We start from the raw sequence: 9072 nt of genomic DNA on the forward strand, positions 1-9072 counted from the left end.
ATTCCCCCAAGGTGTTAACGGTCCTATTCAATATGGTGTTGGTGTGAAAGCCCATGCGGTTTACTTATCACAATATCAATTACTCCCTTATAACCGCATTGAAGAATACTTTAGTGACCAACTAGGTATTCCGATCAGTGCCGGCAGTTTATTTAACTTTAATGAACAAGCAGCGGCACTAGTAAAGTCATCGGGCGCAGAAGGTATCATCAAAGCGGCATTACAAAGCCCGCATCAAACTTTGCATGTTGATGAGACTGGCATTAATATCGGCGGTAAACGGCGATGGCTTCATGGTGCATCAACGACTTGGTGGACTTATTTTTATCCTCATGAAAAAAGAGGAAAAATAGCGATGGATGAGGCCGGTATTTTACCGCACTTTACCGGTGTGCTATGTCATGACCATTGGAAGCCATATTATCAATATACCCAATGCCAACATGCATTATGTAATGCTCACCACATCCGAGAATTAGAAAGGGCTTGGGAGCAAGACGGCATGCAATGGGCGAAGGATATGCAAACCTTACTTAAAGAAATGAATAAAGCTCAAATAGATAATCCCGACCTAGATAAAGGGGCTAAACAGAAATATCGTGAGCAATATCAAAAAATATTGCTTCAAGGTGACGCTAAATGTCCACCACCAGAAAAAAGTAGCCGAGTGGAAGGTCAGCGAGGCCGATTAAAGCGAACCAAATCCCGAGCATTATTGGAACGACTAAGAGATTATCAAGATGATGTTTTACGTTTCATGATGAGCACTGGCGTGCCATTTACCAACAACCAAGGCGAGAATGATATTAGGATGACCAAGGTTCATCAAAAAATATCGGGGTGTTTTAGAAGTAAGCAAGGAGCTGAAATGTTCTGCTTGCTGAGAAGCTATTTATCGACTTGCAGAAAACAATATGTATCTGCAAGCCTAGCCCTTGAGTTATTATTCAAAAATCAGCTGCCTGATGTATTCATTTCAGATGAGGCTGAATAGTTACGTTCTTTTTAATGCTTGGCTTTATGTATGCTTTAATTAAATTTATAATTCAAGCATACAAATTACGTGCATAAAAAGTAATGGATACAAATTTTAGTGGAACTTAATATGACATTTTTAAAAAATGTAAAGCAACAAGCGGCGACTAAAACGCCTTCTGAATTAGAGCGTTTATGGCAGCGAATTGAAAAACATACTAAGCGTAACGCAAACTTTGATATTAAAAAGCAGATCCTGTTTTCTCAATTTCAAGAACAAGTAGAGCACCATGAGCAAATTCAAGCTCAAATGATTGCAGAACAAATTATTCATTTTAGTAAGTTTATCCAACGTAAAAGCTTAACTATTGAACAGCGTAATGAACTTGTGGATTGGATAAATGAAGATTTAGATTATTTGTCAGAACATCCATTCATTGGCGAGTTGAATGTTGAGGAAGTGTCTCAAGTTTTTCAATCTTACCTAAATAAGTATAACCAAGATACGGTTAGTACAATCCCTTCTTCAGAGTTAAACATATTACGTAATATGTTACAGCAAGATTTCCCCGGTTTAGAATTAACAGATGACGAACTGAGAGAAATAACAGCTGATCCTTCATTGCTTTATAAGCACCTTGACGAGCAAGGTTTTGGTGAGGAGAAAGATGATGAAGCGTTTAGTGCAGATAATATGCACTATGAACAAGATGAAGATTGGGATGACTTTTTTGACCAACACGAGCGATTTGATCGCGATGAAATTAAACAACAAAAAAACAACTCAAAATTAGAAAAGTTATTTAAAGGCTCGCAGCTAAACAAAATGTATAAACGTTTAGCATCTAAGTTGCATCCAGATAAAGAATCTGATCTTGCAAAAAAAGCAGAAAAACACGAACTAATGCAACAGTTAGTACAAGCTCGAAAAGAGAAAGACGGTTTTACTTTATTACAACTTTACATAAGCCATTTTGACGACGATGTCGATTTTGACGAAGAAACCAAAGCAAACTTAATTCCGTTACTGCAAAATAAAATAATCGAGCTAAATGAACAGCATCGGCAACAAAAAGAAAGTAATGACCAATATACAATTGTGTGGCGTAAGTTTAATGGTCGTAGTAAAGCGCAAATTAAAGATAATTTTGTAAACCATTTAGCGGCGCTGAATAATGAATGTGATGAAATTGCTAAACGTTTAGAGTATTGCACTACGGTTAAATCACTTAAAGAAGAGCTTAACAACCGAATTATGAATAAACGTCATATGCCCATGTCTTTAGAGGCGGCTCTGGAAAACATGTTCAATTTTTGATGAATTAACAGTGACGCCAGCCTAAGTTTTTTCATTAAGTTAGAATGGCTGTCCTGTTTAGCTGTTTCTTTACGCTGCGGCAACTGTATTGCCTTGTTCATAATGTAGAAAAGCTGCAAAACGCGATGTATTAAGCAAGATAAGCCCTTAGTTCCTCAATAAAGTCACTCAAACACTAGGGTCTGTTGAACTTTCAAGGTTAAATTTGCAGCAGTCTGTTTGGTATTTAGGCAAGGCAGAGCCTATACAGTGTGGTTATTCCCCATAAATAGGCGATAACGTAGCATTAATGCCAAACAGGCGCTGCCCAAAGGGTTCTTCCTAGGGGCTATTTACTCTTTGTTGCTCGGTTCTTACTTAGCCCACTAGGTTACAAACCTCGCGCCGCGATTAAATAGCCCCTAGTTTGAACAAATTTTAATCCGCAAAGATCAACGGACCCTAGGGCGTGTTGACCTTTCGTGGGTTAATTTGCAGCAGTCTGTTTGGTATTTAGGCCAGGCAGAGTCTATGTAGTGTGGTTATTCCCCATGAATAGGCGATAACGCCGCATAAATTCCAAACATGCGCTACCCTTTGGGTTCTTTCTAGGGACGATCAACTCTTTGTTGCTCGGTTTTTACTTAGCCCACTAGGTTACAAACCTCGCGCCGCGATTTAATCGCCCCTAGATTGAACAAATTTCAATCCAAAAAGATCAACACGCCCTAGTGTTCCCTTCTAAAATACTAATCAAAACAACATTAAAACTCCCTTTTATATCCCACGTAAAATACAGTAAACGATTGAACCAAAATATGAACTCGGCTATGGTTTATTTACCAATAAAAATAAATAAAAAACGAGTTAACCTGCTGCTTGTTAGCTGTTTCGAGGGATTGCATGTTTTTTTTGAGTAAATTATTTTGTTGGGAGCGAGGTAGGCAAAAGTCAGGCTACGATAAAATGTTGATTTGTGGTGCTACGTGGCCAATTAAATTTGATACATATTTGCTTAAATTTCCACAAGGAAGTGAAATAGCACCACACACAGACAAAGTTGAATCTGGTAAACACTATCGGTTGAATATAGTGCTTAAAAAAGCAGATTTGGGTGGTGAGTTTATTTGCAGTAATCCGATATTTGAAACAAAGCGAATTAAGCTATTCCGCCCTGATGTAAGTGAGCATCAGGTGTCAAAAGTTATAAAAGGTAATAGATATTTACTCAGCATTGGGTGGATAAAAGGGAGCGCTAAATGCTAGATTTAAGACCTAATTGTGAATGTTGTGATAAGAATCTACCTGCAAAGTCCACAGAGGCTTTTATTTGTTCATTTGAATGCACATTTTGTTCTGGCTGTGCTCAAACGGTATTAAATAACGTGTGCCCAAACTGCTCAGGTAATTTGGTTCAGCGGCCAATTCGCCCTTTGGGTGCACTAAAAAATTACCCAGCATCGACTAAGCGGGTGTTAAACGAAAGTGGTTGTGCGCCAAACACATAAAAACATAAAGTATAATAATTACATTTCTGGGTATGGAGATCTGATGAGAAAATCCTTTGAATTTACTATTAAGTCAATCAAAGTTAAAATAATTAACACTTGGTTTAGTGGTGCTAAATTATATGTGAATGGTGACTTACGAGATACTGACAAAACTTTGTTAGCTATTAGGAATAATACTTTACTATCTGCAAATTTAGGTGAGTTGGGTGTTCTAGAAATCAAGCCATTATCGGGTTTAATTACCGTCGAAATGGATGCATATTTGGTTAATGGTACAAACATTCAACATGTATATAGCTCACATAAACGCCTTAGCCTAAAAGAGCAAAGGGCAGCCCGATAAAGCTACTTTAAATAACATATATTCCTGCATTTACCTGCCTTCAGTAATAACCTCCAAATGACTTTGAGGAGGTTTAAGCCCCTAAGCATACCAAGTTAATATACTTGGTTTACTCGATTACCTTAAATCACTCACACTCTTTCACATAAAGTAAAAGCGCGCTGTACATTACACTGAGTGCCTTTGTTACATCGCTGTCGATAACCGCTTCTGCTGGGTGATGGCTTATACCGCCAGGGCTGCGTATAAATAACATGCCAACGGGGCATATAGGAGCGATTGCCATTGCATCGTGCCCAGCGCCTGAGGCAAGTGAAGGCGATGCTTGGTTATTGAGTTTACATGCGCTTGAAAACAAATGCTGAATAGTGGTGTCGCACGCAACGGCATCGGCGGCATGCGTCCATTGCCAATCGAGTATTAAATTGCGTTTGCTTGTTATAGATTGAGCGCTGCTTTGTATGGCGCTTAGTAAATTAGCGAGATCGGTGTCGCTTTGTGCACGTGCGTCTAGGCTTATGGTTGTTTTACCTGCAATCACGTTTGTAGCCCCAGGGCGAGACTGTATTTGCCCTACGGTGGCTACTTCGCCATTACTCGCACTTTTTGCTAGTTTTTCAATTTCGGTTACTAATTCAGCGCAGCCTGCTAGTGAATCCTGACGTAAATTCATAGGGGTTGTACCCGCATGACCGCTTTGGCCTGTTAGGGTAAGCATGGCGCGTTTTGCCCCTGCAATAGCCGTTACAACGCCTAACGCCTGATTAACCGATTCGAGCACCGGACCTTGTTCAATATGAGTTTCCCAGTAACCTAGTAACTCATTTTTGTTTAGTGCGGCCTTTGCGTAGTCGTTAGGGTTTAGGCCAAAGTCGAGCATGGCTTGGCGCATAGTTATGCCGTTTGTGTCTTCAATGTTTAGCCACTGTGGGTCAAATTCGTTAGCGAGGGCTTTTGAGCCAATTAAAGTTGTGGCAAAGCGGGTGCCTTCTTCATCGCAAAAGCCCACTACATCTAAATGAAAGGGCAGGTCGAGCTTTAACTTATGTGCAAGCGCTGCAATTTCTATCCCCAGCAGTACACCTAAAATACCATCAAACGCTCCTGCGTTTGGTACTGTGTCGAGGTGCGATCCTATAATTAAACGTTTAGCATGTGGGTTTGATGATTTTAGTCGCCCCCAAAGGTTGCCCACTTCGTCTTGCCACGATTGCATGCCTGCCTCAACCATCCACGATGCAGTAACAGCGTTACACTCTTTGTGCTCTTTTGATAAGTACACGCGGTGAATACCGCCTTGCATTTGCGATAGTGCGCTGAGGGTTTTACAGCGAGATAAAGCGCGTGTTGCGTATTCATCAGCAAGTTCTTTGTCTAATAAAGGGCTGTGTTGTGGGCTTACAATCGTCATGCTAAATCCTTTTTTTATTTATAGTGAGCAAGGGCGGCAATGGCGGCTTCGCCTTTAGGACCTTTATAGCCGTTGGCATGTAAGCAGGCATCTAGGCTTGCCAATGTTTGTAATACGGCATCTTTACGGGCGTTGTAACCCATGGTGCCAATACGCCAAATTTTGCCATGCAGCGGGCCAAACGAGGTGCCAATTTCTATTCCAAAATCGGTTAGCATTTGTCCGCGTACGTGATCGGCATTAATACCCTCGGGTATATAAACACCCAGTACGTTGTTCATTTTATGTGTTAAATCGCCAAATACATTTAAGCCGAGCGCTTGAATGCCTGTTAGCATGGCATCGCCATGTAATTTGTGGCGCGCTACGCAGTTATCCACGCCTTCTTCAATTACTATACGGGCGCATTCTGAGGCGCAGTACAGCATGCTGGTGGCTTCGGTATGATGATTTAGGCGCTCCTCTCCCCAGTAATTCATGATCATACCTAAATCAAAGTAGTTTGAGCGTACAAAGGGCTCTGTGCCGTCGATATGATCGGCCGTGCGAATACCTGCCTCTACCTTTTTACGTTTTTGGATCCACTCGGCGCATTTGTCGCTCAGTGTCAATGGCGCTGACCCAGAAGGTCCGCCTAAACATTTTTGCAGGCCAACCGAAAGTGCATCGAGTTTCCATTCATCGACAGGAAGTTCGTTACCCACAATAGATGCGGTGGCATCACAATAAAATAGTACATCGTGCTTTTGGCAAATATCGCCAATATGCTCAAGAGGTTGGTTCATGGTGGTGGATGTATCGCCTTGTACCATAGCAAGTACATGGGGTTTTACATCAACAATGGCTTTTTCGATTTGTTCTGGCGTAAACACTTCGCCCCACGGTACGTCTATTGTGTGCACCTTTGCGCCAACGCGTTCTGCTATTTCAGCAAGTAGGTGACCAAAGCGCCCCATAATTGGTACTAGTACTTTATCGCCTGGGCGTAAAATTGAGCATAATACGGCTTCAATACCTGCGCGCGATGTGCCATCTATTAGCATGGTCCATTCGTTTTTAGTTTTAAAAATTTCGCGGTAACGCGCCATGGTTTCGTTCATAAAACCGGTCATTACTGGGTCGTATTGACCGATAAGCTGCGCCGACATAGCACGTAAAACAAGAGGATCTGCATTAATTGGACCTGGTCCCATTAATAAACGCTGTGGTGGGTTTAAGGTTTGAACTTGCGTGTTAATAAACATATTTTAGGCTCCCAGAGTCTGAATGAGCATGCGAATGCCAGTTATCATTAAGACAACGGCAAAAGCGCGTTTTAGTTGTTTTTGATCCAGCTTGCTACCAATTTTTACCCCAATAGGCGCAAATAAAATAGTCAGCGGAATAATAAGAAAAAAGGCAGGGAGGTTAACTAACCCCCACGTACCTAGGGGAGCATCGGTTGGCGTTGTGCCAATACTTAATAAGGTAATAACACCTGGTAGCGCAATCAATAAACCAAAAACGGCCGCAGTTCCTACTGCAACATGGGCGCGTACATTAAATGCGTTTAGCATAGGTACGCCAATAGTACCGCCACCTATGCCAATCATTACCGACAAACCACCTACAATACTTGCCATAACGCCTTGACCAAATTTACCTGGCAGTTGTTTTACAAGCGCGGGTGCACCGGCTCTAAATAACATGTTTAAACTGACTAAAATAGCAATGCAGGCAAACATGAGCACTAATGCGTTACCGCGAACGGTATGAGCAATAATACTACCGACTACCGCCATAACTAATATAAACGGTGCCCAGTATTTTATTAGCGCAAGGTCAATATTTCCTTTGCTATGATGCGATCGAATAGATGAAAGCGAAGTAGGTACTATGGTTGCAAGTGATGTGGCGGTGGCTATCATCATTGCCGACTCTGGGCTTACGCCAAAACCTTGCAGTAAAAAATACAGCACAGGTACGATTACAATACCGCCGCCTACACCAAAAAGTCCTGCTAAAATTCCGGCAAAAATTCCGGTTGCTATTAAGGCCGCTACTATTGGCCATTGGTTTATTATTTCTGACATTGTGTTCCTGCTGTAGTTACTGTTGCACGTCCATCTGAACGAGGATCTGTTGCAGCTTCAAGGCTTGTAGTTGTATCTAAAATAGCCCCAGCGTGCCCCATCATTTCGTTATTATTATCAACGCTTACCCAATCGTGGTCACGTTGATTTAATTCATGTTCTATATGAAAAACTAACTCTTTTTCAATTTTTAAATTTTTACTTGTATCGCCCCATGTGCGTCCAAGTAACCAACGAGGGTCGCTAATCGCTTGTTTTATTGATTTATTTCGCCATGCGTAGCCTGCAAAAACAGCGGCTTGGGTTTGTGGTTGCCCTTCACCGCCCATTGTTCCGTAAGCAAGTCGACGACCATCGCTAAACTTTGCCAGTGCTGGGTTAAGTGTATGAGCGGGCTTTTTATTTGGAGCAAGGGCGTTGGTATCTTGATTGTTTAAACTAAAGCTTAAACCACGGTTATTCCACACAAAGCCGCCTTCACTCATTAATATTCCGCTGCCAAATTCCCAGTAAATGCTTTGAATAAAGCTGACTAATTGCCCGTTTTTATCTCTGGCTGCCATCCACACAGTATCGCCAGGCTCTGCGTTAAATGGCCATTTTTTGGCTTTGGCCATATCAATATTGATAGCAAGTTCGCTTAAGCGATTATCGGTTAGTGCGTTTTTATAATCGTCTCCTAATGCTTCAGGGTCAGCCCAAAGGGTAGGGCGATGGGTAAAGCTTTGTTTAGTTGCCTCAACAATTAAATGTGTCCAGTCGGCATCGGTTTTAGCTAAATGCTTTAACTTATTTACGGCACCAATTATTTGTAGTGAATGCACGCCTTGTGTTGGCGCGGGTAAGTTGTAGCAATTAATACCACTGAGGTTTGCATTTAGCGCAGTAACTACCTCGGCTTTAGTATTTGCAATGTCACCTGCGGTAATTGAGCTGCCTGCTTTTGCTAAGTCGGCGGCAAATGAGTTGGCAAGTGCGCCTTCATAAAATGCGTTTAAGCCATGTTTTGCTAGGTATTCAAACGTTGCTGCAAGTTTAGGGTTTTTAAAATGTTGACCTGCTTGCAAGGGCTTGCCATTGGGTATGTAGAGGCTTTTAAACGCCTCATTGGTATTGTTAGCAGTGGCTAGTTTTTCGCAGCCTGCTTGCAAGCTTTTTGTAACTGTAAAGCCCTCGCGCGCAAGCTCAATAGCGGGTGCTAAAATTTGTGACAGTGGTAGTGCTGCGTGCTCATCTAGTTCAAGCGCCTTTTGCCAACCGCGAATTGTACCCGCTTGAGTCAGTGCGCTTAACCCGCCGCGCTCTGGTATTTGCGCGAGCGAGTTATAGGGCGTTGTATTAGTTGCTGCACGGCCGCAGGCGTCAATAGCGGTAGGCGTTTTTTGGTTTGGGTTATCGATAAGCCAAAAGCTGTCGCCACCAATTGAGTTCATATGTGGATATACAACGCTAATAGCAGCGGC

Annotated in this window: 9 protein-coding genes; 5 read left to right on the top strand and 4 right to left on the bottom strand. The window is 42.0% G+C overall.

The genetic code is table 11. The annotated features are described in order from the left end of the window. The 5 genes from L655_RS0119830 to L655_RS0119850 form a co-directional block, all read left to right on the top strand. Positions 1-994 (top strand): IS66 family transposase (locus L655_RS0119830; RefSeq protein WP_024605193.1); only part of this gene is annotated, 994 nt, incomplete at its 5' end. 111 nt (positions 995-1105) lie between these two features. Next, positions 1106-2293, top strand: coding sequence for a hypothetical protein (locus tag L655_RS0119835; RefSeq protein ID WP_010553585.1), 1188 nt, complete (start codon positions 1106-1108; stop codon positions 2291-2293). 882 nt (positions 2294-3175) lie between these two features. Continuing rightward, positions 3176-3538, top strand: a complete 363-nt coding sequence (locus tag L655_RS0119840; protein ID WP_024606048.1) for a 2OG-Fe(II) oxygenase — start codon at positions 3176-3178, stop codon at positions 3536-3538. Then, entirely contained in the window at positions 3532-3780 is a 249-nt protein-coding gene (locus L655_RS0119845; protein WP_024606049.1) for a DUF1272 domain-containing protein, read from the top strand. Before L655_RS0119840 ends, L655_RS0119845 begins: the two co-directional genes overlap by 7 nt. Before the next feature lie 43 nt (positions 3781-3823). Next, complete coding sequence (locus tag L655_RS0119850) at positions 3824-4126, top strand: hypothetical protein (protein ID WP_004334655.1); 303 nt, start codon at positions 3824-3826, stop codon at positions 4124-4126. Positions 4127-4253: 127 nt separating this feature from the next. On the opposite strand, the gene L655_RS0119855 is transcribed toward L655_RS0119850, so the two are convergent. The 4 genes from L655_RS0119855 to L655_RS0119870 all read right to left on the bottom strand — a co-directional run. Next, positions 4254-5537 carry an allantoate amidohydrolase gene (locus tag L655_RS0119855; protein ID WP_024606050.1) on the bottom strand — a complete coding sequence of 428 codons (1284 nt, stop codon included), beginning with the start codon at positions 5535-5537 and terminating at the stop codon, positions 4254-4256. Between the two features lie 14 nt (positions 5538-5551). Then, the gene (locus L655_RS0119860) at positions 5552-6781 is read right to left on the bottom strand and encodes an alanine--glyoxylate aminotransferase family protein (RefSeq protein ID WP_024606051.1); all 1230 of its coding nucleotides are present in this window, start codon (positions 6779-6781) and stop codon (positions 5552-5554) included. Positions 6782-6784: 3 nt separating this feature from the next. After that, positions 6785-7609: a sulfite exporter TauE/SafE family protein gene (locus L655_RS0119865; protein ID WP_024593246.1), complete on the bottom strand. Its 825-nt coding sequence runs from the start codon at positions 7607-7609 to the stop codon at positions 6785-6787. Beyond that, positions 7597-9072, bottom strand: a 1476-nt coding sequence (locus L655_RS0119870) for a gamma-glutamyltransferase (RefSeq protein ID WP_024606052.1), incomplete at its 5' end; no start/stop codon positions are given. The genes L655_RS0119865 and L655_RS0119870, both read right to left, overlap by 13 nt.

The organism is Pseudoalteromonas sp. TAE79 (genome assembly GCF_000498015.1).
GTDB lineage: Bacteria > Pseudomonadota > Gammaproteobacteria > Enterobacterales > Alteromonadaceae > Pseudoalteromonas.